Origin of the sequence: Microvirga arabica (assembly GCF_016811235.1) — a bacterium.
Lineage (GTDB): Bacteria > Pseudomonadota > Alphaproteobacteria > Rhizobiales > Beijerinckiaceae > Microvirga > Microvirga arabica.
Map to the genome: position 1 here is coordinate 57,711 of NZ_JAFBID010000020.1, position 23,051 is coordinate 80,761.

The 23,051-nt window shown below is 64.1% G+C and carries 21 protein-coding genes; 10 read left to right on the forward strand and 11 right to left on the reverse strand.

Annotated elements, in window-relative coordinates:
* Positions 1-4 precede the first annotated feature (4 nt).
* Complete coding sequence (locus JQC81_RS12685; protein ID WP_246520391.1) at positions 5-1,204, reverse strand: MFS transporter; 1,200 nt, start codon at positions 1,202-1,204, stop codon at positions 5-7.
* A 294-nt stretch (positions 1,205-1,498) separates the two neighbouring features.
* Between JQC81_RS12685 and JQC81_RS12690 the strand changes: the two genes are divergently transcribed.
* Positions 1,499-2,758 (forward strand): CAP domain-containing protein, encoded by a 1,260-nt coding sequence (locus tag JQC81_RS12690; RefSeq protein ID WP_203272174.1) that lies wholly within the window; start codon positions 1,499-1,501, stop codon positions 2,756-2,758.
* A 72-nt stretch (positions 2,759-2,830) separates the two neighbouring features.
* Here JQC81_RS12690 and JQC81_RS12695 read toward each other — a convergent pair whose 3' ends face one another.
* A complete protein-coding gene (locus JQC81_RS12695; RefSeq protein ID WP_210347153.1) occupies positions 2,831-4,105 on the reverse strand; it encodes a dicarboxylate/amino acid:cation symporter in 1,275 nt (424 codons plus the stop codon).
* A 194-nt stretch (positions 4,106-4,299) separates the two neighbouring features.
* Between JQC81_RS12695 and JQC81_RS12700 the strand changes: the two genes are divergently transcribed.
* Positions 4,300-5,409 (forward strand): serine hydrolase domain-containing protein, encoded by a 1,110-nt coding sequence (locus tag JQC81_RS12700; protein WP_203272175.1) that lies wholly within the window; start codon positions 4,300-4,302, stop codon positions 5,407-5,409.
* 39 nt (positions 5,410-5,448) lie between these two features.
* Here the strand turns inward: JQC81_RS12700 and JQC81_RS12705 are convergent, their stop codons facing one another.
* From JQC81_RS12705 to dnaG, 3 genes are all read right to left on the reverse strand, one after another.
* Positions 5,449-5,919 (reverse strand): DUF1801 domain-containing protein, encoded by a 471-nt coding sequence (locus tag JQC81_RS12705; protein WP_203272176.1) that lies wholly within the window; start codon positions 5,917-5,919, stop codon positions 5,449-5,451.
* 80 nt (positions 5,920-5,999) lie between these two features.
* Positions 6,000-7,997 (reverse strand): RNA polymerase sigma factor RpoD, encoded by a 1,998-nt coding sequence (gene rpoD, locus JQC81_RS12710; RefSeq protein WP_203272177.1) that lies wholly within the window; start codon positions 7,995-7,997, stop codon positions 6,000-6,002.
* Positions 7,998-8,192: 195 nt separating this feature from the next.
* Entirely contained in the window at positions 8,193-10,085 is a 1,893-nt protein-coding gene (gene dnaG / locus JQC81_RS12715) for a DNA primase (protein WP_203272178.1), read from the reverse strand.
* A gap of 308 nt (positions 10,086-10,393) precedes the next feature.
* Here dnaG and JQC81_RS12720 point away from each other — a divergent pair, with 308 nt between their 5' ends.
* Both JQC81_RS12720 and JQC81_RS12725 read left to right on the forward strand, forming a co-directional pair.
* Complete coding sequence (locus JQC81_RS12720) at positions 10,394-12,517, forward strand: M10 family metallopeptidase C-terminal domain-containing protein (RefSeq protein WP_203272179.1); 2,124 nt, start codon at positions 10,394-10,396, stop codon at positions 12,515-12,517.
* Positions 12,518-12,529: 12 nt separating this feature from the next.
* Entirely contained in the window at positions 12,530-12,751 is a 222-nt protein-coding gene (locus JQC81_RS12725) for a hypothetical protein (protein WP_203272180.1), read from the forward strand.
* A 12-nt stretch (positions 12,752-12,763) separates the two neighbouring features.
* Here the strand turns inward: JQC81_RS12725 and JQC81_RS12730 are convergent, their stop codons facing one another.
* Both JQC81_RS12730 and JQC81_RS12735 read right to left on the reverse strand, forming a co-directional pair.
* A complete protein-coding gene (locus JQC81_RS12730) occupies positions 12,764-14,956 on the reverse strand; it encodes a PAS domain-containing sensor histidine kinase (protein WP_312887508.1) in 2,193 nt (730 codons plus the stop codon).
* Positions 14,957-15,178: 222 nt separating this feature from the next.
* A complete protein-coding gene (locus JQC81_RS12735; protein ID WP_190844300.1) occupies positions 15,179-15,421 on the reverse strand; it encodes a hypothetical protein in 243 nt (80 codons plus the stop codon).
* 164 nt (positions 15,422-15,585) lie between these two features.
* On the opposite strand from JQC81_RS12735, the gene JQC81_RS12740 reads away from it, so the two are divergent.
* The gene (locus JQC81_RS12740; RefSeq protein WP_203272182.1) at positions 15,586-16,344 is read left to right on the forward strand and encodes an invasion associated locus B family protein; all 759 of its coding nucleotides are present in this window, start codon (positions 15,586-15,588) and stop codon (positions 16,342-16,344) included.
* 124 nt (positions 16,345-16,468) lie between these two features.
* Here the strand turns inward: JQC81_RS12740 and JQC81_RS12745 are convergent, their stop codons facing one another.
* On the reverse strand, positions 16,469-16,927 hold the full coding sequence (locus JQC81_RS12745) for a GatB/YqeY domain-containing protein (RefSeq protein ID WP_203272183.1): 459 nt from the start codon (positions 16,925-16,927) through the stop codon (positions 16,469-16,471).
* A gap of 141 nt (positions 16,928-17,068) precedes the next feature.
* Here JQC81_RS12745 and carA point away from each other — a divergent pair, with 141 nt between their 5' ends.
* The 3 genes from carA to JQC81_RS12760 all read left to right on the forward strand — a co-directional run bounded on the left by carA (position 17,069) and on the right by JQC81_RS12760 (position 19,398).
* Entirely contained in the window at positions 17,069-18,268 is a 1,200-nt protein-coding gene (gene carA / locus JQC81_RS12750; RefSeq protein WP_203272184.1) for a glutamine-hydrolyzing carbamoyl-phosphate synthase small subunit, read from the forward strand.
* A 127-nt stretch (positions 18,269-18,395) separates the two neighbouring features.
* Positions 18,396-18,770: a hypothetical protein gene (locus JQC81_RS12755; RefSeq protein ID WP_203272185.1), complete on the forward strand. Its 375-nt coding sequence runs from the start codon at positions 18,396-18,398 to the stop codon at positions 18,768-18,770.
* Between the two features lie 79 nt (positions 18,771-18,849).
* Positions 18,850-19,398, forward strand: coding sequence for a cupin domain-containing protein (locus tag JQC81_RS12760; protein WP_203272186.1), 549 nt, complete (start codon positions 18,850-18,852; stop codon positions 19,396-19,398).
* Between the two features lie 68 nt (positions 19,399-19,466).
* On the opposite strand, the gene JQC81_RS12765 is transcribed toward JQC81_RS12760, so the two are convergent.
* On the reverse strand, positions 19,467-19,886 hold the full coding sequence (locus tag JQC81_RS12765) for an organic hydroperoxide resistance protein (RefSeq protein ID WP_203272187.1): 420 nt from the start codon (positions 19,884-19,886) through the stop codon (positions 19,467-19,469).
* A 146-nt stretch (positions 19,887-20,032) separates the two neighbouring features.
* Here JQC81_RS12765 and JQC81_RS12770 point away from each other — a divergent pair, with 146 nt between their 5' ends.
* A complete protein-coding gene (locus tag JQC81_RS12770; protein ID WP_203272188.1) occupies positions 20,033-20,488 on the forward strand; it encodes a MarR family winged helix-turn-helix transcriptional regulator in 456 nt (151 codons plus the stop codon).
* Between the two features lie 35 nt (positions 20,489-20,523).
* Positions 20,524-21,246 carry a class I SAM-dependent methyltransferase gene (locus tag JQC81_RS12775; protein WP_203272189.1) on the forward strand — a complete coding sequence of 241 codons (723 nt, stop codon included), beginning with the start codon at positions 20,524-20,526 and terminating at the stop codon, positions 21,244-21,246.
* Here the strand turns inward: JQC81_RS12775 and JQC81_RS12780 are convergent.
* Positions 21,210-22,448 (reverse strand): MFS transporter, encoded by a 1,239-nt coding sequence (locus JQC81_RS12780; protein ID WP_376772402.1) that lies wholly within the window; start codon positions 22,446-22,448, stop codon positions 21,210-21,212. The two genes, JQC81_RS12775 and JQC81_RS12780, sit on opposite strands and share 37 nt — an antisense overlap.
* A gap of 181 nt (positions 22,449-22,629) precedes the next feature.
* Positions 22,630-23,025: a GtrA family protein gene (locus JQC81_RS12785; protein ID WP_203272191.1), complete on the reverse strand. Its 396-nt coding sequence runs from the start codon at positions 23,023-23,025 to the stop codon at positions 22,630-22,632.
* Positions 23,026-23,051: the final 26 nt, after the last annotated feature.

Genomic DNA, 23,051 nt, shown 5'->3' on the forward strand with positions numbered 1-23,051 from the left:
CACCTCAAACGCGCGCTTTCTCAATCTTCGGCAGGAAGTACGCGAGCAATCCAATCGCCGGCAGGAACGAGCACACCTTGTAGACGGTCTCGATGCTCGTCATGTCGGCGAGCTGACCCAGGGCCGCGGCGCCCAGGCCACCCATGCCGAATGACAGGCCGAAGAACAGGCCAGCGATCATGCCGACGCGGCCGGGCACGAGCTCCGTTGCGTAGACAAGAATCGCCGAGAAGGCGGAGGCGAGCACTACACCGATGACGATGCTCAGCACTGCGGTCCAGAACAGGCTGGCATAGGGCAGCAGGAGCGTGAACGGCAGTACCCCGAGGATCGAGATCCAGATCACGTAGCGCCGGCCGATCCTGTCGCCGACCGGACCGCCGAGCAGCGTACCGGCTGCCACAGCTCCGAGGAAGATGAAGAGATACACCTGCGCATCCTGCACCGACACCTGGAACTTCGCGATCAGGTAGAAGGTGTAGTAGCTGGTGAGCCCCGCCATGTAGAAGTTCTTCGAGAAGACCAGCAGCATCAGGATCGTGATCGACAAGACGATACGCCCGCGTGAGAAGGAAGATGTCCTCTCAGGGGCTTTCGGCTTAGCCTTAAGCTCCACCAGCTTGTCCCGGTACCAGCGCCCGACCGTAAACAGGATCAGCATGGCGAGCAGCGCCACGGCGGAGAACCAGGCGATGCTGCCTTGTCCGAACGGCACCACGATGAAGGCTGCAAGCAGCGGCCCCAGGGCCGTGCCCGCATTGCCGCCGACCTGGAACACCGACTGCGCCAGCCCGTGCCGCCCGCCCGAGGCCATGCGGGCGACGCGGGAGGATTCCGGATGAAACACCGACGAGCCCATGCCGACAAGCGCCGCGCCGAGGAGAAGCAGCGGATAGGAATGAGCCTGCGAGAGCGTCAACAGGCCGACCAGAGTAAAGCCCATGCCGACCACGAGGGAGAAGGGCTGCGGCCTGCGGTCCGTGAACGTGCCGACCAGCGGCTGCAGCAGCGATGCGCTCATCTGGAAGGTGAGCGTCAGCAGGCCGATCTGGCCAAAATCGAGCCGGTAATTGTCCTTCAGGATCGGGTAGATCGCCGGAAGCAGCGACTGGATTAGGTCGTTCAGCAGGTGGGACACGCTGATGGCGGCGAGCACAGGCACCGCAACCCTCTCGGCAGCGATCTGGAGGGGGGCAGCGGGCATGACGGGTGTTTTCGTGTCCATCGCGGGTTCTTCTTGATGGGACCGACCTAGGGCTCGGACCTTCTGCAGCGTTTCCGCTCCTCCTATAGCCCATATCGGGGTGCCGATCCCCTGCCCATCCTGCAATCCAGGGCTACGGCGCAGGCGGGTCAGGCTCCTGCTCCTGCCTGAGCCCGGCTCACCTGCAACATAGTATCGCATGGGTCACAACTTTTTCCCATTTCGTCGATAAGAGCGAAAACCAAGCAATAAGCCCGGCAACCGGGACAACCGATTTGGAACAAGGGGTATTTCATGTCTCAGGCAACGTCCTACGAGCAATTGATGCTCGAACTGGTGAACCGGGAGCGCGCGACGGCCGGCGCCCAGCCGCTGGCCTTCAACGGCGATCTCAACGAATCGGCGGATGCGCACAGCAACTGGATGATCTCGGCCGATGTTTTCTCCCATACGGGGCTGGGCAATTCGTCCGCACATCAGCGGATGATCAACGCCGGCTACAGCTTCACCGGATCCTATGCCTCGGGCGAGAACATCGCCTGGGCGAGCCTCCGGAGCCCGACAGGGCTGCAGGACGAGGTGGAACTCCTGCACACCAACCTGATGAACAGCCCAGGCCACAAGGCCAACATTCTCAACGCCAACTTCCAGGAGATCGGCGTCGGTTTTGAGACCGGCAGCTACCTGACCTGGGACGCGGCCTTCGTCACGCAGAACTTCGCCCGTTCGGGAAGCAAGGCCTTCCTCACCGGCGTCACTATGGACGACAAGGACGGCGACCGGTTCTACGACATCGGCGAGGGCTTGGGCGGCCTTACCGTGTCGGCCGTCAGCGCGTCCGGAGCCACGTTCACCACCACCACCGGGAGCGGCGGCGGCTACAGCCTCGCCCTGGCGGCAGGCACCTACAATGTGACTTTCTCGGGCGGCGGCTATTCCCCGGTGACCAAGCAGGTGACCATCGGGTCGGCGAACGTGAAGCTCGATCTCATCGACCCGGCGGGAGCCCCCACCGGCAGCGATACGACCAGCGGCACGGCAGCGGCCAACACGATCAAAGGCACCGCGGCGGCCAACACGATCAAGGGCCTGGGCGGCAATGACACGCTCTACGGCCGCTCCGGCAACGACAAGCTTTATGGCGGCACCGGCAACGACAAGCTCCTGGGCGAAGCCGGCAACGACAAGCTCCTGGGCGAAGCCGGCAACGACAGGCTCCTGGGCGAAGCCGGCAACGACAGGCTCTACGGCAGCGACGGCAAGGACGTCCTGACGGGCGGCGCGGGCAGCGATTTCCTGAGCGGCGGCGGCGGTGCCGATACCTTCCGCTTCGCCGGGAAATGGGGCGCGGACAAGGTTGCCGACTTCAGGAACGGCGTCGACCGCATCGAGCTGCGCGGCAACGGCCTGAGCTTCCGCGAACTCAGCATCGCCAAGGGCCACGGCGACGGTGACGGCAAGGCAGATGACGTGATCATCAAGGCCGACGGACAGTCGATTGCGCTGCTCAACGTGAAGGTCTCGCTGATCGGTGCCTCGGACTTTCTGTTCTGAGTTCACATTCATCGGCAAAGAAAAAGGCGGGCTTTCAGGCCCGCCTTTTTGTTGATTGGCTGTCCTAGTCCCTTATTCGGCTGCGACCAGAACCGTCTCGCGGGCAGGCGTGCGTGTCTCGATTGCGCCGTCATAGACGGCCTGATCAAGAACGCCCTCCTCCTTCGCCACGAGCACGGGCACGAGAACCTGGCCGGTGACGTTGGTCATGGTGCGCATCATGTCGACCACGCGGTCGATGGCCACGATGTAGCCGATGCCCTCCAATGGCAGGCCGGCGGTGCTCAAGGTCAGCGTCAGCATCACGATGGAGGTGCCGGGCACGCCGGCTGTGCCGAGCGAACCGAGCACCGCCGTGAGGCCAATGAGCACGTACTGCGTGAGCGTGAGGTCGAGCCCGAAATACTGCGCGATGAAGATCGACGCGATGGCCGGATAGATCGCCCCGCAACCGTCCATCTTCACGTTGGCGCCAAGCGGCACCGCGAAGCTGGCATAGCTCTGCGGCACGCCGAGCTTCTCCACCGCAACGCGAAGCGACATCGGCAGCGTTGCAAGGCTCGACGAGGTGGCGAAGGCCATCTGCATCGCCGGCAGCGCGCCACGGAAGAAGCGGCCGGCTTTGAGACCGTGCAGCTTCAGGAGGCCGCCATAAACCACGATGATGTGGAACAGGCAGGCGAGGTACATGGCGGCGATGAACTTGCCAAGCGGCAGCAGTGAGGCAAGGCCGTAGCGCCCGACCACCCAGGCGATGAGCCCGAAGGTGCCGATGGGCGTGAGCTGCAGCACCCAGCGGGTGATGCGGAACACGAGCGCCGCGCCCTGATCGACCAGATTGCGGATGCCGGCGGTCTTCTCGCCAAGCGACACGAGGGCCGCGCCGACGATGCCGGAGAAGAACAGCACCTGCAGCACGTTTGTGTCGGCCATGGCCTTGATCGGGTTCGTGGGCACGATGCCGATCAGCACCTCAAGCGGCGTCGGGATGGTGCGCGGCTTCACCTCGCCCAGCGGCAGGTTCGACAGGCCAAGGCCCGGGTCGATCAGGTGGCCGAACGCGAGGCCCACCAGTACGGCGATTGCCGAGGTGGCGACGAACCAGAACAGGGTGCGCAGGCCTAAGCGAGCCACGTTGCCCGCTTCCGCCAGTCTCGCCACGCTGGAGGTGATGGTGAAGAACACAAGCGGGATCACGATCATCCGCACGAGGTTCAGGTAGATGTCGCCGAGCGGCTTGAACCAGATTGCCGCCTGCTCGCCGGCGAGGACGCCCGCGACAATGCCGAGGGCGAAGCCCACCGCGACCCGCTGCCAGAGCGGGCGCGTAAACCACGATTGCAACATGTGGATTGCCTTGTATTTACGATTAGGGTCGCAAAATAATGCTTCATACGGCGGAGAACAAATGTCGCAGGCGCAGGGCTGAGGCCGCTCCCGTGCATGGGGGTGCGGCTCACATTGGCGTGTGGCGGAGTGCGGGCGAGGAACGCAGGCTCATCTCAAATCTTGTTCGGCAATAACGGGATATCAGAACCAGCATGCCTTCTCGCCTTTACTCCGGCTTCCGGAACGCCGGATTGTCGCTCGTGCTCCTGGTCGCCGGCAGCATCGGTGCCGGGGCTCAGCCCGCCTCCCCTGCGTCGGCAGCCCCCGACACCCGGCTGATCGAGGAGACGGTCGAGCGCGCCAGGGATCTGCCCAACCTGCGCTCGCTCATCGTCACCCACAACGGAACCGCCCTGGCCGAGCAGGCGTTCGGCGGCACACGGCTGGACCGCCCGACGAACATCAAGTCGGCCTCCAAGACCATCATGTCGGCGCTTGTCGGCATCGCCATCGAGCGGGAGGTGCTGCAGGGTGTCGACCAGCCGGTGGCGTCGATCCTGGAACAGAGCATCCCGGACGACGCCGATCCGCGCGTGAGGCAGATCACCATCGGGCATCTGCTCTCCATGCAGGCCGGGCTGGAGCGCACCTCGGGCCGGAATTACGGCGCCTGGATCAGCAGCGGCAACTGGGTGAGGGATGCGCTCTCACGGCCGTTCGTGGATGAGCCGGGCGGGCGCATGCTTTATTCCACCGGCAGCACGCATCTTCTCTCGGCCGCGCTCACACGCGCCTCGAAGCGCAGCACCCTGGAGCTTGCCCGCGACTGGCTCGGCGAGCCGCTGGAGATCGACGTTGCGCCCTGGACCCGCGATCCGCAGGGCATCTATCTCGGCGGCAACGAGATGGCGCTCTCGCCGCGTGCGCTGCACCGCTTCGGCGAGATGTACCGCCAGGGCGGCATGATCGACGGCAAGCGCGTGGTGCCGGAGAACTGGATCAGGGAATCCTGGACCCCGCGTACCTCATCCCCCTTCACCGGCGACTCTTACGGCTATGGCTGGTTCATGCGCGACATGCGTGGACACAAGGCGCATTACGCCTGGGGATTCGGCGGGCAGATGCTCTACGTGATCCCGAGCCTCGGACTGACGGTCACCATGACATCCGACCCGACGGAGCCGTCACGGGAGGACAACTACATCGGCCAGCTTCACACGCTCGTCGCGGACGGCATCGTTCCGGCGCTCCTGCCGAAACAGGAGGACACCACCGGCAGCATCGGATCGGGCGCGCAGCCGTCGTCCGGGGCACCGCTCTAGGCGCGCTGCTCAACCGGGAGCGACAAGCCGGGGAGTGGCTTACATCCGTTCGCCGGGCAATTGGCTGGCCTGCTTCACCCAGGCGGCGAATTGATCCTCATTGAATGGGTCGTTCTCTCGGATGTGGAAGTATCGCACGTCCTTCTGCTTGGACGTTTCGGGAGGAACAGGGTTCAGCGACGCGCCGCGAAAGAAGGCGACCTTGATGTACTTCGCGAAGCAGTGGATGCCGAGAAACCATCCCTGACCCTCAAGTCCGTAGAGCGGCGAGTTCCATTTGGCGGCCTTGTGCACGCCGGGGACGTTACGCGTGATGACCTCGTCGAGATGGCGTCCGACCTCGCTCTTCCAGCCCGGCATGGCGGCGATATAGGCCTGCACGGGAGCATCACCGTAGCCCAACGCAATCTGGGGGTTGCCGCCTGAGAGAAGGTTCGGCTGCGCGGGCTTCCCAGCGACAGGGTTCGACGCGACCATTCTTGCAGCCTTCAGCGACGTCTTAGCGGTCATTAGCCCCTCCCTGTTGGCGATGTGCGGAAGCGCCATGAGATGAAAAAAGGCGGGCTCCAAAGCCCGCCTTCTTAATTCGCTTAGTTGTCCAGGAAGCTCCGGAGCTTCCGGCTCCGCGAAGGATGCTTCAGCTTGCGCAGGGCCTTCGCCTCGATCTGGCGGATGCGCTCGCGGGTCACCGAGAACTGCTGGCCGACCTCCTCGAGGGTGTGGTCGGTGTTCATGCCGATGCCGAAGCGCATGCGCAGCACGCGTTCCTCGCGCGGGGTGAGCGAGGCGAGAACGCGCGTCGTTGTCTCACGAAGATTGCTCTGGATCGCCGCGTCGATGGGCAGGATCGCGTTCTTGTCCTCGATGAAGTCGCCGAGGTGTGAATCCTCCTCGTCGCCGATGGGCGTCTCAAGCGAGATCGGCTCCTTGGCGATCTTGAGCACCTTGCGCACCTTCTCCAGCGGCATGGCAAGCTTCTCCGCCAGCTCCTCCGGAGTCGGCTCGCGGCCGATCTCGTGCAGCATCTGGCGCGAGGTGCGGACGATCTTGTTGATCGTCTCGATCATGTGCACCGGGATACGGATCGTGCGGGCCTGGTCGGCGATCGAGCGGGTGATCGCCTGCCGGATCCACCAAGTGGCATAGGTCGAGAACTTGTAGCCGCGCCGGTACTCGAACTTGTCGACCGCCTTCATGAGGCCGATGTTGCCCTCCTGGATCAGGTCCAGGAACTGCAGGCCGCGGTTCGTGTATTTCTTGGCGATGGAAATCACGAGGCGCAGGTTCGCCTCGATCATTTCCTTCTTCGCCTGACGGGCCTCACGCTCGCCCTTCTGCACCATCATGACGATGCGGCGGAACTCCTGGATCTCCAGGCCGGTCTCGCTCGCCAGATTGTGGATGTTCTCGCGCAGGTCGTGGATGCCGTCCTTCGCCTTGGCGACGAAGTCCTTCCAGCCCTTGCCGCCGAGCTTGGACACGCGCAGCACCCACTTGGGGTCGAGCTCCCAGCCCTGGTAGTGCTTCAGGAACTCCTCGCGGGCGACGCCGTGGCTCTCGGCCAGGCGCATCAGGCGGCCCTCATGGGAGATGAGGCGCTTGTTGATGTCGTAGAGCTGCTCGACCAGAGCCTCGATGCGGTTGTTGTTCAGCGACAGCGACTTCACCGAAGCAACGATATCCGCCTTGAGTTCCTTGTACTTGCGCTCCTGAGCCGGGGTCAGCTGCTTGTTCTGCATGCGCTGTTCCACATGCTCGACCTGCAGGCGGCGCAGCTTTTTGTAGTTGTCGGCAATCGAGTCGAAGGTCTCGAGAACGCGCGGCTTCAGCTCGGCCTCCATGGCCGAGAGCGACACGTTATTCTCCATGTCGTCGTCGTCGAGATCGCCCTCGGGCGGGGTCATCCCCTCCTCGGTCTCGGGCGCCTCTTCCTCCGTCTCGCCCTCGCCCAGGGCATCCACCTTGGGCGCGCCCTTGCCGTCGGGGCCGGCATAGGTGGCCTCGAGGTCGATGATGTCGCGCAGGAGCACCCGGCCTTCGACGAGCTCGTCGCGCCAGATGATGATGGCCTGGAAGGTCAGCGGGCTCTCACAGAGGCCCGCGATCATGGCCTCACGGCCGGCCTCGATGCGCTTGGCGATCGCGATCTCGCCCTCGCGGGAGAGAAGCTCCACGGAGCCCATCTCGCGCAGGTACATGCGCACCGGATCGTCTGTGCGGTCGGTCGGCTCCTTGGCCGTGGTCTCGCGAACGGCGACGGCGCGGGTCTGGGACGCCTCGACGAGATCGCCGCCCTCGGCTTCCTCCTCCTCGGCCTCAGGCTTCTCGCCCTCTTCCGCTTCTTCGGACTCGACGACGTTGATGCCCATCTCGGAGAGCTGGCCAAGTACGTCCTCGATCTGCTCCGAGTTGAACTCCTCGGGAGGCAGAACTTCGTTCAGTTCGTCATAGGTGACATAGCCGCGCTTCTTCGCGAGCTTGATCATCCGCTTGACAGCGGCATCGCTCAGGTCGAGCAGAGGCCCATCGGTCTGCTGCTCGGTGGTCGTGGTATCGCCTTCGTCGCCGCCGGTTGTCTTCGTTGCCATGCTTTGCTCAACTCCAGCGCCCCGCCTGTCCCCCCTACAGGACCTGCGCTGCGCGAAAGGGCGGCCAGCCTTGAAGGCTCCGCCACCCGAAATTCATTCCCGATTATAAACAGTGAGTCGCTGACTAACCGTTAACCATCTCCTGCTCAAACTGTGGCAGCCGCCCGTCCTGCCGCACTTTTGAAACCCTGACCATCAGTGACCCCCGGGGATCGCTGCGTCGTCCATGTCGGCCTCGGCACCCTCGACGGAAGACAGCTGGTTCTGGACCTCCCGCAGCCAGGCGAGATTGGCCTCATTGTCATCTTCGGCGAGTGCGCGCTCGGCTGCTCGAAGTTCGCTATGTAACGTGCGGGCGCGGCGATGCAAGGTGATGGCTTGCCTCAATGCGTCCTCAAGACGCAAGGGGTCCGCGTGAGGATCGAGCATCCATCGGTCGCCGGGACGGACCAGAGCCGTCAGCCTGTCAGCCTCGGCCGTCAGACCGGCCCGCTCAAGGCGGGCCCTCATGACCGTCAGGTCGGCAGGTTCGCCGCTCGCCGCTCCATCGAGCAGGAGACTGCGCACCATTTGGGTAGAGCGCCGTTCAAGTTCAAGATCTGCAAGGGTTTCCGCATGATTTTGAAGGAGTTCCGGGTGAACCAGGAAGGTGCAGAGGATCATAGCCTCGCGGGGAGACTCGGCCGTTCCGCCGGCAAAGAGCGCAGAGCGGGCCAGCATCGGCGAGACGCTTAAGGGGGAGCTTGGCGTCATGGGCTGAGGCTTCTGGAAATCCCGGCGCGGGCTGCCGCCCTGGCGGTTGAAACGGCTCCCCCGGGTGTCGGGACTCAAGGCCGCGAGGCGGCTTCCCACCTCCTCCCGGTAGTATTTCTTCAGGGTTTCGTCGCGAATCAGGGCAAGTGATTCGCGCAGCCGCCGCTCCAGGGCCGCTCGCCGCTCCGGGGTATCGAGGGGGCCGGCCTCAAGCTCCCGGGTCCAGAGCACGTCCACCAGGGGCCTGGCCGCGGCGAGCACCCGCTCCACGGCTGCAGGTCCGCCGCCGCGGGCGAGGTCGTCCGGGTCCTGCCCCTCGGGCAGCATGGCAAAGCGCAGGGACTTGCCCGGCATCAGGTTCGGCAGGGCAACGTCAAGGGCCCGGTAAGCGGCCCGCTGGCCGGCCTTGTCGCCGTCGAAGCAGAGGATCGGCTCCTCGGCGAGGCGCCAGAGCAGGGTGAGCTGATCCTCCGTCAGCGCCGTGCCCAGCGGCGCCACCGCATGGGGAAAGCCCGCCACGTTGAGCGAGATCACGTCCACATAGCCTTCCACGGCGATCACGGTGCCCCGGTCATGGGCCGGCTGGCGGGCGAAATGGTAGTTGTAGAGGAGCCGCCCCTTGTTGAAGAGCGGGGTGTCGGGGGAGTTCAGGTACTTGGCCGGCACGTCGGCGCTCATGGCCCGTCCGCCGAAGGCGATCACCCGGCCGCGCAGGTCGCAGATCGGGAACATCACCCGGTCGCGGAAGCGGTCATAAGGAACCTTCACGTCCTCGCCTGCGATCAGGAGGCCCGCCTCCACCATCATGTCGATGGGCACGCCTTTGCCGGCGAGATGGTCCCGCAGGGCGAACCGCTCTGGCGGCGCATAGCCGATGCGGAAGCGCGCCTGCGTGTCCCGGCTCAAAGCACGGCCGGCCAGGTAATCCCGCGCCTTGGTCCCGACCCGGTCCTGCAATGAAGCCTCAAAGAACGCCGCCGCCAGTTCCATGACGTCGTAGAGGCTCTTGCGCTTGACCTCCTCCTGCCGGTCCTCCTGGGACAGCTTGGGAAGCGGCACCCCCGCCTCTCCGGCGAGCCGCTCGACGGCCTCGGGAAAGGACAGCCCCTCCGTCTCCATGAGAAAGGTGAAGATGTCCCCGTGCTTGCCGGAGGAGAAGCAGTGATAAAACTGCTTCTGATCGTTCACGTAGAAGCTCGGCGTCTTCTCCGCGTTGAAGGGCGACAATCCCTTCCATTCACGCCCGGCCTTCCTGAGACGCACGCGCTTGCCCACGACCGCCGAGGTCGGCAGCCGGGCGCGGATCTCTTCGAGAATTTGGGGCGGGTATCGCACGAAGCGTCAGTCTCCAAACCTGTTGCATAACCTAGGGCGGCAGGGTGGGAGCGCAAAAACGGAACGGCCAAGCTTTTCTGTGCCCATAATCCACAGGAGCAGCCCCTCCGGGCCGGAGCGCGACCTCGTCGTAGGCGCCGGAAGGTATCTTCTCAAGGCTTAGCTGACCGCTTACCTTCTGATTCGCCTGCAAAGCAGGAGCCAGATTCTGCGTCGGTTGCGTCGCTTGTTGCAAGAATATTTACGGCCAAGTGCCAGCATTTCAGCATTGCGAATTCCATAACAAAGCATTTTTGGAGCAAGGGCCAATGCCTGCTGTTACAGCAATCGGTTCGACCGGCGATACTTACATTGACGGCCTTCTCGGAAACCTGAAATGGGCCGTCAACGATCTCACCTACAGCTTTCCGACAACCGCCTCCCTCTACGGCACGTCCTACGGCAATGGGGAAACCGCCACCTTCGGGGTCCTCAGCGCCCTCCAGCAGGCGACCGCCCGCACCGCCCTGTCGATGCTCGCCTCGGTGGCGAAGATCACCTTCACGGAGATCACCGAGACGACATTCGACCATGCCGACCTGCGGTTCGGCCTGTCGAACCTGCCCAGCACCGCCTGGGCCTACTTTCCGACCCCGGCTGCCGAGGGGGGCGATGCCTGGTTCAACAAGTCGAGCGGCGCCTACAGCAAGCCCGTGAAGGGCGACTACGCCTTCCTCACCTTCATTCATGAGATCGGCCATGCCCTCGGGCTGGAGCATCCCCACGAGGCCGGCATGCCGGACGACCGTGACTCTATGGAGTACACGGTCATGAGCTATCGCTCGTATATCGGCGCCTCGACGACAGGCGGCTATCCGAACGAGACCTGGGGCTATGCCCAATCGCTGATGATGCTCGACATCGCGGCCCTGCAGCATCTCTACGGGGCCAACTACGCCACCAACGGCGCCGGCACGGTCTATACCTGGAGCGCGACGACCGGCGAGATGTTCGTCGACGGCGTCGGCCAGGGCGCTCCCGGCGGCAACAGGATCCTGCTGACGATCTGGGACGGCGGCGGCAACGACACCTACGATTTCTCGAATTACGGCACCAACCTGAAGGTCGACCTGCGCCCCGGAGGCTGGACCACCACGGCTTCGGGCCAACTCGCCAAGCTGCACTATGACGGTTCGCGGCTGGCGGCTGGCAACATCGCCAATGCCCTGCTCCATAAAGGCGACACGCGCTCGCTGATCGAGAATGCCATCGGCGGAATGGGCGCGGATACGATTGTCGGCAACCAGGCGGCGAATACGCTCAAGGGCAATGCCGGAAACGACAGGCTCACCGGCGCCGGAGGCGACGACCTGCTCGATGGCGGAGCCGGCAGCGACACCGCGATCTTCGGCAGCCGGCGCTCGGATTACAGCGTCACGCTGCTGGCCGACGGATCGCTGCAGGTGTCGGACCTGCGCAAGAGCGCATTGGACGGCTCGGACATCGTCCGGAATATCGAGGCGTTCCAGTTCAGCGACAGGATCTACTCGCTCGCGGAGCTGACCGCCGCGCAGGTGGTGGTGACTGAACCTCTCATCGTGGCCGAGCCGCCTGTGACGAGCGTACTTTCCGTGGGGGACGAACCGCCCGTCCTGGAGGATCCTCAAGCCAAGCAGGATCTCGTTCTCATGGGCGCCGGTACGGCCGACAGGCTCTACGGCGCGGATGGGAACGATGCCATCTACGGCCAGAAAGGGAACGATGTTCTGATCGGCGGAGCGGGCCACGACACCCTCGATGGCGGCACCGGAACGGATACGGCCAGCTACGCGACAGCCAAGGCCAGCGTCGCGGCGGATCTCATGGCCGCGTGGAGGAACACGCAGGATGCCTCCGGAGATCGCTACATCAGCATCGAGAACCTGACCGGCAGCGCCTATGCCGACATGCTGAAAGGCAGCAATTCCGCGAACGCTCTCACGGGCGGCTCCGGATCGGATCGCCTCTACGGCCGCGGCGGCTCCGACCGGCTCAAGGGAGCCGACGGCAACGATCATCTCGATGGCGGCCTCGGCGCCGACACCCTCTATGGTTCCAGCGGTCGCGACACTCTCTATGGCGGCGCAGGAGCCGACGTTCTGTCCGGTGGATCGGGAGCCGATCTCTTCGTGTTCAAGGCGCTGAGCAACAGCGCGCCTCGCGCGCGGGACACCATTGTGGATTTCGTGTCCGGCACGGACAGGATCGACCTGCGGACCATCGATGCCAATACTAAGTCGTCCGGCAACCAGGCTTTCTCGTTCATCGGGGGCCATGCCTTCACGGGCAAGGGTGGGCAATTGAACCTCCGTGACGGTGTTCTGTCAGGCGACGTGAATGGCGACGCGGTGGCCGATCTTCAGATCCGCCTGACTAAGATCGTGTCGCTGAAATCGGCGGATTTCTACCTGTGACGGGAGAGGGTCTTGAGCGAGTGGATTGATTTCGATCGCTGGAAGGAATGCCCGCAGCTCGAGCGGCCCGGCTATGTCTTCGAAGTCAGAAACGCCGAGGGACAGAGCCTCTTTACGACATGCGATATCTCGTTGAAGCTGCCGTCCGGCTGGACATCCGCTCCCGTGCGCTTCCGCCTCGTGGAGGCTCCGAAGCCCCGGCATTCGAGCCCGATCCCGAGGTCCCGTCCCTGAACGGGAGAGACTTTAAGCCATGGCCTCCGGCAGCGGAGCCTTGACGGTGCACACAACGCCCGTCGGAACATAGGCGAGGCTTACCTCGCCCGCCAGTTCCTGCGCAAGGCTTCGTTCGATCAGCCTCGTGCCGAACCCATTGCGCGCAGGGAACGCGACGGGAGGGCCTCCCCGCTCCTGCCAGCACAGGGTCAGCTGTCTCGGCTCGCCCGGAGCGATCGACCAAGAGATCGACACCTGCCCGTCGGACACCGACAAAGCCCCATACTTCGCCGCATTGGTCGCAAGCTCATGAACGGCCATGGACAGGGCGAGCGCCATGCTGGGCGTCAGGCGGACGCGAGGCCCATCGATGTCGCAGCGCCCGCTGGATTCGCGGCAATAGGGTTCAATCACCTCGCCGACGATGTCGCGAAGCTCGGCACCCTCCCAATTGTCGCGGGTGAGAATGTCGTGCGCCCGTGCCAGGGCAAACAGGCGCTCCTGAAAGGCCGTGACGTTCGAACCGGTTGCAGCATTCGTGTGGCGAAAGCTCTGGAGAGCGATCGACTGCACTGTGGCAAGCGTGTTCTTCACGCGATGATTGAGCTCATTGATGAGAAGGCGCTGACGCTCCTCCCACAGCTTGCGCTCGGTGATCTCGAAGGCAACGCCCGTGGCTTTGATGGAGACGGCACCATCCTCCCCTGTCATCACCTCCAGGTCTGCCCTGAGAAGCAGCCAATGACGGGAGCCATCAGGCCAAAGGATTTCGAGCTCTTCCTCGGCATTGCGCTCACCCCTTGCGAGCGCAGCGGCAGCGGCCGCCCGGAGCCTGTCCTGAGCCCCCGGCGCATAGCGGGCCCTGATCTCCTCGATACTCGGAGACGCTTCCTCGGGGAAACCGAGAAGGCGGTTGAGCTCAGGGGAGGTCCGCACGGTATTGGTGCGGCTGTCGCTTTCCCACACGGCCATCCGGCCGGCATCGAGCGCCAGCCGAAGGCGGGACTCGCTCTGCCGCAAGGCGGCCTCCGCATCCCGGCGGGCCGTGAGGTCGATGCTGACCGACGCCATCGAGTGCGCCTCGCCCAACGCGTCGCGGATCAAGGTCACCGTATTGCTGACCCAGACCTCCGAACCGTCCGGTCGAACATAGCGCTTTTCAATATCGAACGGTTCGCCGGTCTCGATCGACCTCTGGAAGAGAACGAGGTTTCCGGGCAGATCGTCAGGATGGGTGATGTCCTGCATGCGCCGGCCATTCACAAGTTCCTCGCGGGCATAGCCAGAGATCTCGCAGAACCGATCATTCACACGGAGAAGTCGCCCGGTCAGGTCAGCCTCCGCAAGCCCGGCGGCGGATTGGTCGAAGATCGCAGCAAAGTGGGCCTCGCTCTCCCGCAAGGCAGCCTCGCGTCGCTTGCGCTCGGTGAGATCGCGCGCCAAGCCGATCCGCACCTTCTGGCCCTTCCATGTGGCCACGCGCCCCACGAACTCGGCCGGAAAGACGGAGCCGTCTTTGCGGATCGCCTCGATCTCGTAGGGCTCTTCACTGCCCAGGGCGCCCTTCTCCTGAAGAAGCGCCGCGCTCTTCGGGGTCACGAAGGCCGTGCTCGGCAGCCCGACGACCTCGGCCACATCGCCATAACCGAAGAGGCGGGCATAGGCCGGGTTGCAGTCGAGGATGACGTCGCCGTTGTGGATGACCACGCCCTCCCGGGTCTCCTCCGAAAAGAGCCGGTAGCGGGCTTCGCTTTCACTGAAGGCCGCTTCGGTCTCAACCTGCCGGGTGACATCGAAGCCCTGGGCGAAGATGCCGGTCACGCGCGCTTGGTCGTCCACCACCGGCTGGTAGACGAAATCCATGTAGCGGGTTTCCGCCGGAGCGTTCGCCTGTCGCGGGAAAGTGACCGGCATCCGCCGCCCGATGAACGGCTCGCCCGTGGCATAGACCTTGTCGAGTAAGGCGACAGTGCCCTGCTGCTCCAGCTCGGGCAGCACGTCACGCACCCGCTGGCCGACGACCTCGTGCCGGCCGACGAGATCGAGATAGGCCGTGTTGGCAAACTCGAACACGTGATCGGGCCCGCTGAGGATGGCGATCATCCCGGGCGCCTGCTGAAAGAAGAGCCGGAGGCGGTCCGCTGGGGCATCTGCTGGAGCGTGCATAGAAGTGTCCGGCTTACCGTACATTGCGCTCACCGGTGGCACGATTTTCCCAGGCATCGCGCGCAGTCATCGCGGTTTGCCCATGCCCGTCCCGGCCTCGCCCCGCCTGGGCGGCAGCGGACGGAATCGGCAGATGGACCAGGGACACGACGACGATGGACTGCGAGGACATTGGCGAGGATCTTGGAAAAGATCTAATCTGCCTAGCAGCAAAGCAGGACCTTGAACACTCAGACGATGGTGCCGGTCGCTGCGGCGCTTCGCCCTGATCCGGGAGGATCAAAGATTGAGGATGGGCAGGACTTTCGCGCTGCCATGCGCCTGGAGATCGAGATCGTAAGCCAGAACCTCCTCGTCCGTGAGTTCGCGCAGGGTTTCGGCGGAAGAGTTCGGCCCTGCTGCCTGAACGGCAACCAGTTCGGCATCCTGCTCATCGCGGGCGACCACCACCAAGGGGGCGGTCTTCGGTTCCTGGCCGTCCGGCTGCGGCACCGTCACGGTCACGCCAAATCCCTTGTTCATTCGCTCTCTCCTGCAGATCGGCCTTAACGACCCATCATCCAAATTCTGACATCAACCTGCCCGATAGACGGCCGATCCCCAAGGCGGGTTCCAGCCGAGCGCCCCTCAGCTCCTGGGAGAGCCGGCCGATGACAGTTCAGTTCAACGAGAGGAGAACTCCCGCAATGCCCATTCCTTCCCGCCTTCCTACGACGGTGATTGCCTCGATGCTGGCGCTCACCCCCCTGCCGGGTCTGGCACAGACCTCGGGCCAAGCCCAGAAGCCGAAGCAACCCGCACCAAAGGAGCAGCCTGCCCCCAAAAACCAGCAGGCCCAGCCTCCGGCTGCCGCTCCCGTGGTGGTCGGCCTCAAGGCATCGCCCGCCCAGCCCGAATGGACGAAGGTCTGCGACAAGGATGATCGGGCAAAGGCCGAAATCTGCTACACCACACGCGACTTCGTCACCGACAAGGGGCAGCGCGTCCTTGCCGTGGCTCTCTATGACGTGAAGGCCAAGAATGCATCGAAGACCCTGCGGATCCTCATGCCGCTCGGCCTGCTCGTCCAGCCCGGCATCCGGATCGCCGCGGAGAAGAGCCAGCCCGTGGCCGGCCGCTATTCCACCTGTTTCCCTCATGGCTGCTTCGCCGAGGCAGCCGTGAAGGACGACTTGGTCGCGACACTCAAGAAAGGCACGTCCCTGACCGTCAGCGCCCGGAACCAAGCCGGCAAGGTCGTGACATTCGCGATCCCGATGGACGATTTCGGCAAGGCTTTCGATGGCCCGCCGGTGGATCCGCAGGTTTTGGCCGAGCAGCAGAAGAAGATCCAGGAGGAGCTTCAGCAGCGTGCAGAAGAGGCCCGCAGCCGCCGGATGGGCAATTTCGGCAACCCTGGCCAGGCGCCTGAGGCCAATGCGGCGGCTCCGGCGGCCAAGCCGTAGGGGCCCGCTCACCAGTATTCCTTCGTCATGGCCGGGCTTGTCCCGGCCATTCAAATCTTAAGCGGGTTCAAGACGTGGATCCCCGAAACAAGTCCAGGGATGACGGCGAGCGCCTGAGAGGGGCTCACCCCTTCGGCAGCATGTCCTTCACCAGCCCGCTCGCCTTGGCGAAGTCCATGCGGCCGGCATACTTGGCCCGAAGGGCACCCACGACCTTGCCCATGTCCTTCATGGAGGCGGCGCCGGTCTCGGCGATGGCGGCCTCGATGGCCGCCTTCGTCTCGGCCTCGTCCATCTGCTGCGGCAGGTAGGAGGTGATCACCGCGACCTCGTCCTTTTCCTGCTGAGCCAGCTCCGTGCGGCCGCCCTGCTCGTACATGGCGATCGATTCCTGGCGCTGCTTCACCATTTTCTGCAGCATGGCCAGGATCTCCTCGTCGGAGAGCGGCTCCTTGCCGGCGCCGCGGGCCTCGATGTCCTTGTCCTTGAGAGCAGCCTGGATCAGGCGAATGGCCCCGAGCCGGCCCTTTTCCCCAGCCTTCATGGCTTCCTTCATGTCGGCGGTGAAACGTTCGCGCAGCATCGATATCTCCTTGGTTTTCGGCCGCCTGAGCGTTGACGGAATGCGGAACGCCCCTTAAGTCACGACGACAGTTCAAGGGCAGCCCGGATGCGGCCTGCTCAAGCACGGCCCATTGGCCCCGGACTTAAAGAGATCATGACGATGCTGCAAGACAAAGACACGGCTGGTGGCTGGGGAGAGCCGCGCGCGACGGCCGTTCTCGTGCTCCAGGACGGCACGGTTCTCGAAGGCTTCGGCATCGGCGCCGTGGGCGAGGCGACCGGCGAGGTCTGCTTCAACACCGCCATGACCGGCTATCAGGAGATCCTGACGGACCCGTCCTATGCCGGCCAGATCATCACCTTCACCTTCCCGCATATCGGCAATGTGGGCACCAATGAGGAAGACATCGAGAGCGTCAACGCCGCCTCGTCCTCAGGGGTGCGCGGCGTCGTGCTGGCGGCCTCGATCACCGAGCCGTCCAACTGGCGCGCCTCCCGCGACCTCGATGCCTGGCTGAAAGCGCGCCAGATCGTGGGCCTTACCGGAATCGACACAAGGGCGCTGACGGCCCTGATCCGCGATAGGGGCATGCCCGTTGCTGTCATCGCCCACGATCCGGAAGGCCGCTTCGACATTGAGGCCCTGAAGGCCAAGGCCGCCGCCCTCCCGTCCATGGACGGCCAGGACCTCGTGCCGCTGGTCACCAGCGGCCAGCGCTTCGACTGGGACGAGACCACCTGGAACCGGGGAGAGGGCTACGGCCACCAGGACGGCCAGCCGAAGCACCACGTGGTCGCCATCGATTACGGCGTGAAGCGCAACATCCTACGGCTGCTGGCCCAGGCCGGCTGCAAGGTCACGGTGGTGCCCGCCACCGCCACGGCCGAGGACGTGCTGGCCTTGAAGCCCGACGGCGTGTTCCTGTCCAACGGCCCCGGCGATCCGGCAGCAACCGGCGAGTATGCTGTGCCGGTGATCCGCAAGGTGCTCGACGAGAAGATCCCGACCTTCGGCATCTGCCTCGGCCACCAGATGCTGAGCCTCGCCGTCGGCGCCAAGACCAAGAAGATGCACCAGGGCCATCACGGGGCGAACCACCCGGTGAAGGACAGGACCACCGGCAAGGTGGAGATCACCTCCATGAACCACGGCTTCGCGGTGGATCCGGAGACCCTGCCGACGAACGCGGTGGAAACCCACGTGTCCCTGTTCGACGGCTCCAATTGCGGCATCTCGCTGACCGATCGCCCGGCCTTCTCGGTGCAGTACCACCCGGAGGCCTCCCCCGGTCCGCAGGACAGCCATTACCTGTTCGACCGCTTCGTGCAGCTGATGGATGAGAAGAAGACCAGGGCCTAAACGTAGAGTGCTTCACGGCTGGCGCCGCGACAAACGGGTCGGTTGCGCCAGCTGCCCAAATCACGGTAACCGATCATTAACCATAAAAACGAAATGATTCTGGCCTTGATTTGGGGGTATTTCATCCATGGATTTCGATGACGATTCCGGCGAATTCAGCCGGCTGCACAACCTGTTCACGTTTCACCTCGGCATTGCCGTCTCGCTGTCCTGGCTGACCTCGCTCTATGCCGCTCTCTATGCGCCGTGGGTGCGCAACATCCGCCCGCTGATCGATCCGTCCAATGTGGGCCCGGTCGAGAGCACCTGGTCCTACCTTTTCATCTTCCCGGTGGTGCTCACCACAGCCTGGCTGATCTCGATCTTCGGCCAGAACCTCTTTGCCAAGGTTCGCATCTTCAAGAACCAGATCATCGAGTTCGCCTTCGCGGCGATGGTGGCCTTCGGCATGTTCTACCTGTCCATCGACCGCGCCGTCGCGGCGATGCTGATTGGCATGTAAAGCCTACACCTTTAGAATGGCCCCGCTCGATCTTTCGCCTGTCCTGAGCGTTCCCTCCCCGATCTGAAGGGAGAGATTCATGGCGCAGGCGAAAGGATATGGCGATCCGCGGGGCTACAACGCACCGCTCGGAACGGACACTTACGTCTTCCGAAGCAACGGCATCGTGCCGAATTCATCGCTGCCGCTGATCGTCCGCCGCGGGGCGATCCCGCCCTCTCAGGATGATCCGACCAAGGCGTTTAAGGCGACCTTCGCCAAGAACGGCTGGACAAATGCCTGGCTCGACAGCATTCACGATTATCACCACTACCATCCCAACACCCATGAGGTGCTGGGCATCGTCTCTGGCTCGGGCCAGATCCGCTTCGGCGGGGAGGATGGCGATCTCGTCTCCGTCACCATGGGAGACGTCATCGTCGTTCCGGCCGGCGTCGCGCATGCGCTCATCAATTCGAGCGACGACTTCGCCGTCGTCGGCGCCTATCCGAACGGATCCGATTACGACACCGTCCGCGACGATCCCAAGGCGCTGGCCTCCTCGCAGCAGCGCATTGCCCAGGTTCCGCTGCCTGATGCTGACCCTGTGGACGGTGCCGACGGGCCACTCACGAAGCTATGGACCTGACCACAAAAAAGGCCGCCTGCTCGATGAGCAGGAGGCCTTCGCCCGTACGGCGTCGATAGAACTTTTTATTAAACCGACAGCGTAACCTGCACGTTGCCGCGGATGGCGTGCGAATACGGGCACACCACGTCGGCCTTGTGCAGCAGGTCTGTCGCTTGATCCTGGGACAGGCCCGGCAGATTGGCCTTCAGGTCGACCACCAGCCCAAAGCCCGCACCATCGTCACGCTTGCCGATGCCGACTGACGCCTCGACCGAGGTCTCCGCCGGAAGCGCGATCTTGTTCTGAGCCGCCACGAACTTCAGGGCGCCAAGGAAGCAGGCGGAATAACCCGCTGCGAAAAGCTGCTCCGGGTTGGTCCCCTCGCCGCCACCGCCACCGAGTTCCTTCGGCGTCGAGAGGCGAACCTCCAGCTTGCCGTCGTTGGAAGCGGCAACGCCTTCGCGTCCGCCCTGGGCTGAAGCATGGGCTGTGTAGAGAGGGGTCATCGGAAAGCTCCTTGGGTTGTCACACCTGCTTGTCAGGCTGCCAAACTGCACGCTTACAATTCAATCGCGCGCAATCTATATGCACCTGTAGACCCGAATTAGATTGTGCGCAACCTATTTCTTTCGTAAGATGGTTGCAGGTGGAGATGACGATGACGGCAAACCCTAGTCCCTTGGCGCTCAGCAACCAGCTGTGCTTCGCCTTCTATTCCGTCTCACACGCGTTCAGCCGCGCCTACCGCCAGTTCCTGGACCCGCTCGGCCTGACCTATCCCCAATACGTGGTTCTGCTGGTGCTCTGGGAGCAGGACGAACTCACCGTGAAGGAGATCGGAGACCGGCTCTTTCTCGATTCCGGCACCCTGACCCCGCTGCTGAAGCGCCTCGAAAACGCAGGGCACATCCGCCGGGCACGGGACAAGAAGGACGAGCGGCAGGTCCGTATTTCGCTCACCGAAACGGGCCGCGCTCTTCGGGAGAAAGCCGAGGAGATCCCGAAGCAGGTCGGCTGCGTGCTGGGCCTGCCGGTCGATGAACTCCGCGCATTGACCGAGCAGGTTGCGAAACTGCGCGGCAGGCTGCATGAGTCTGCCTCGCCATAGGCGAAATCCTGAAACCGAGCGGGGAAGCCTCATCGATGAACTGGCGCGACTACTGGAACCAGGACACGCCGATCTATACGAGCGAGCGGCACAAACTGCTGCATTATCGGCTGATCGCCACCGACATCATTGGCCTTATCCCGTCCCCGGATGCGGCGGTGCTCGACTACGGCTGTGGCGAGGCGCTGTTTGCCGACAAGATCGCGGCGAAATGCGCGCGCCTCACCTTGAGCGATGCAGCTCCTCTGGTACGCGAGCGCCTGAACGAGCGGTTCAAGGGCAATGGGCGGATCACGGTGCTGTCGACGGACGATGTCGCCGACCTGCCGGACGCCTCCTTCGATCTCATTGTGGTGAACTCCCTCGTCCAGTATCTCTCCCTGGACGAGTTCCGCACCCTTCTGAAGCTCGCCCACGACAAGCTGAAGGAGGACGGTCGGCTGATCCTCGGCGACATCATCCCGCCCGACATCAGCCCCGTCACCGATGCCAGGGCGCTGCTCTCCTTCGCCTGGCAGGGCGGCTTCCTGCGCTCCGCGCTGACCGGCCTCGCGCGTACGGCCTTCTCCGAATACCGCAAGATCCGCGAAGAGGTGGGGCTGGCGCAGTACAGCGAGGAAGAGATCATCGACCTCCTGGATGATGCCGGGTTCAGGCCGGAGCGCTCGCTACGCAATCTCGGGCACAACCAGGCGCGGATGACCTTCGTGGGACGGCCGGCTCAGGCTCTGGACGCCGAGGATTTGACGGAGCGCTGATCGCTCGCCAGCGACAGGCCGAAGACGGCAAGACCTGCAACCGCCAGCACGGCACCCACCCATCCGGTCGATTCGAAGCCGTACCCGGCCGCAATGGCGAGGCCGCCGAGCCAGGCGCCAAGCGCATTGGCGATGTTGAAGGCTGAGTGGTTGAGGGCTGCCGCAAGCGTCTGCGCGTCCGCCGCTACATCCATAAGCCGGGTCTGCAGGGCTGGACCGATGGCGACGCTGCAGCCGACAAGAAAGACGCAGGCCGAGAGGAGGTATGGGCTCTCGGCGGTAAGCCAGAGCACCATCATCACCACCACGCTGCCGGCGAGCGTGCCGCCGATGGTCGCCATCAGGTTCTTGTCGGCGAGCCACCCGCCCACGAGATTGCCTGCGATCATGCCGGACCCGAACAAGGCCATCATGATTGGAACGGCGCTCTCGGGCATCCCAGCCACCTGTGTGGCCGTCGACGCGATGTAGGAGAAGACAGAAAACAGGCCGCCGAAGCCCACGGCCCCGATACCGAGGGTGAACCAGACCTGCTTGCGCTTGAAGGCGCCGAGCTCCCGCATGGGACTTGCGCCCTCCTGGACCTTATCCTTCGGCAGGAACAGCCAGATCAGCAGCACCGTCAGTGCACCCATGACGCCGACAGCCCCGAAGGCGATGCGCCAGCTCAAAGTCTGCCCGAAGAAGGTCGCCACCGGCGTCCCGAGAAGAGTCGCGACGGTCAGGCCCAGCATGACCCGGGCCACGGCCTGGGTACGCTTATTGGGCGGCACCAGAGATGCGGCCACCAACGCCGCCACGCCGAAATACGCCCCGTGCGGCAGACCCGTGAGGAAGCGCAAAAGCACGAAAGATTCGAAGCTCGGGGCGACGGCACTCACCCCATTGCCGACGGCGAAGACGGCCATGAGGAGAAGGAGCAGCGTCTGGCGCGCCAGCTTTGCCGCCAGCACGGCGATGATGGGAGCGCCCACCACGACTCCGAGCGCATAGGCGCTGATCGCGTATCCGGCCTCAGGTGTGGTGACGTTGAATTCCTCGGCGACGTTCGGCAGCAGGCCCATGATCGCGAATTCGCCGGTGCCGATGCCGAAGCTGCCGACGGCGAGCGCCAGCTCGATCAAGGCCACCGCAAGGCGGGAGCGCGGAACGGCGGGAGCCTTGTCCTTCGCAGCAAGACAGGCTTCTTCGGCAATGGCCATGTCGGACATGAGGCTTCCAGCATTTCGGCAATGGGGTGATTGAACAAATACGAGACGCATCCCGCATTCTCATTCCTATTATATTGCACTGCAAAAAGATCTGCGGGACCCGCCCGAATGCAGCCCTGGGCTGCGCTGAAAGCCTGGAACCACGGCCCTGCTCAGTGAGCGCGCCAAGCCTTCAGGCAAATGTCCAAATCTTGTGCGCCATGAAGCTCCACAGCATCACCACGCCCGTGGTGACGATCTGCGACGGCAAATAAGGGCCGCCGAGCCAAACCGTGAAGGCGTGCATCAGGAACCAGGTCACGAGGAAGCCGACGAAGGCCACAACGGCGAAGCGCCAGGTTGCCTCCCGGTGCGGCCGCTCGCTGCCATAGGTGTGCCGGCGGTTGAGCACATAGGAGACCAGCCCTCCTGCCACATAGCCGGCCAGCGTCGCCGGCACCGGATGCAGGCTTCCGCCCTCCACGAGGCCGATCAGGAGCCCGTAATGAACCACGGCCGCGACGAGGCCCACGCCGAAGAAGGCGGTGAACTGGCGGGCGAGGCGGTGGAGGGGTCGAGAGGCGGTCACGAGGCTTCGATAGCGGCTTCTGCCCT

Excerpts from the sequence above, each read along its gene's own strand:
- JQC81_RS12685 (WP_246520391.1), bottom strand. The coding sequence starts at position 1,204 with ATGCCCGCTGCCCCCCTCCAGATCGCTGCCGAGAGGGTTGCGGTGCCT.
- JQC81_RS12690 (WP_203272174.1), top strand. The coding sequence starts at position 1,499 with ATGTCTCAGGCAACGTCCTACGAGCAATTGATGCTCGAACTGGTGAAC.
- JQC81_RS12695 (WP_210347153.1), bottom strand. The coding sequence starts at position 4,105 with ATGTTGCAATCGTGGTTTACGCGCCCGCTCTGGCAGCGGGTCGCGGTG.
- JQC81_RS12700 (WP_203272175.1), top strand. The coding sequence starts at position 4,300 with ATGCCTTCTCGCCTTTACTCCGGCTTCCGGAACGCCGGATTGTCGCTC.
- JQC81_RS12705 (WP_203272176.1), bottom strand. The coding sequence starts at position 5,919 with ATGACCGCTAAGACGTCGCTGAAGGCTGCAAGAATGGTCGCGTCGAAC.
- rpoD (WP_203272177.1), bottom strand. The coding sequence starts at position 7,997 with ATGGCAACGAAGACAACCGGCGGCGACGAAGGCGATACCACGACCACC.
- JQC81_RS12720 (WP_203272179.1), top strand. The coding sequence starts at position 10,394 with ATGCCTGCTGTTACAGCAATCGGTTCGACCGGCGATACTTACATTGAC.
- JQC81_RS12730 (WP_312887508.1), bottom strand. The coding sequence starts at position 14,956 with ATGCCTGGGAAAATCGTGCCACCGGTGAGCGCAATGTACGGTAAGCCG.
- JQC81_RS12735 (WP_190844300.1), bottom strand. The coding sequence starts at position 15,421 with ATGAACAAGGGATTTGGCGTGACCGTGACGGTGCCGCAGCCGGACGGC.
- JQC81_RS12740 (WP_203272182.1), top strand. The coding sequence starts at position 15,586 with ATGCCCATTCCTTCCCGCCTTCCTACGACGGTGATTGCCTCGATGCTG.
- JQC81_RS12745 (WP_203272183.1), bottom strand. The coding sequence starts at position 16,927 with ATGCTGCGCGAACGTTTCACCGCCGACATGAAGGAAGCCATGAAGGCT.
- carA (WP_203272184.1), top strand. The coding sequence starts at position 17,069 with ATGCTGCAAGACAAAGACACGGCTGGTGGCTGGGGAGAGCCGCGCGCG.
- JQC81_RS12755 (WP_203272185.1), top strand. The coding sequence starts at position 18,396 with ATGGATTTCGATGACGATTCCGGCGAATTCAGCCGGCTGCACAACCTG.
- JQC81_RS12760 (WP_203272186.1), top strand. The coding sequence starts at position 18,850 with ATGGCGCAGGCGAAAGGATATGGCGATCCGCGGGGCTACAACGCACCG.
- JQC81_RS12765 (WP_203272187.1), bottom strand. The coding sequence starts at position 19,886 with ATGACCCCTCTCTACACAGCCCATGCTTCAGCCCAGGGCGGACGCGAA.
- JQC81_RS12770 (WP_203272188.1), top strand. The coding sequence starts at position 20,033 with ATGACGATGACGGCAAACCCTAGTCCCTTGGCGCTCAGCAACCAGCTG.
- JQC81_RS12775 (WP_203272189.1), top strand. The coding sequence starts at position 20,524 with ATGAACTGGCGCGACTACTGGAACCAGGACACGCCGATCTATACGAGC.
- JQC81_RS12780 (WP_376772402.1), bottom strand. The coding sequence starts at position 22,448 with ATGGCCATTGCCGAAGAAGCCTGTCTTGCTGCGAAGGACAAGGCTCCC.